Source organism: Lysinibacillus sp. PWR01 (assembly GCF_043359455.1).
Taxonomy (GTDB): domain Bacteria; phylum Bacillota; class Bacilli; order Bacillales_A; family Planococcaceae; genus Lysinibacillus; species Lysinibacillus fusiformis_F.
Window position 1 is genome coordinate 1 of the sequence record NZ_JBHERJ010000092.1, and the last position, 338, is coordinate 338.

Here is a 338-nt window from a genome sequence, read left to right on the forward strand (position 1 = left end):
TGGTTAAGTTATTAAGGGCGCACGGCGAATGCCTTGGCACTAGGAGCCGAAGAAGGACGGCACTAACACCGATATGCTTCGGGGAGCTGTAAGTGAGCTTTGATCCGGAGATTTCCGAATGGGGGAACCCACTACGTTTAATCGCGTAGTATCTTGACGTGAATACATAGCGTCTTGAAGGCAGACCCAGGGAACTGAAACATCTAAGTACCTGGAGGAAGAGAAAGAAAAATCGATTCCCTGAGTAGCGGCGAGCGAAACGGGAAGAGCCCAAACCAAGAGGCTTGCCTCTTGGGGTTGTAGGACACTCAATACGGAGTTACAAAAGAGCGAGTTAG

The 338-nt window shown here is 50.0% G+C and carries 1 rRNA gene; it reads left to right on the forward strand.

What is annotated here, in order from left to right:
* Position 1 precedes the first annotated feature (1 nt).
* Positions 2-338, forward strand: a 23S ribosomal RNA gene (locus tag ACEVFT_RS21375); the annotation flags it as partial.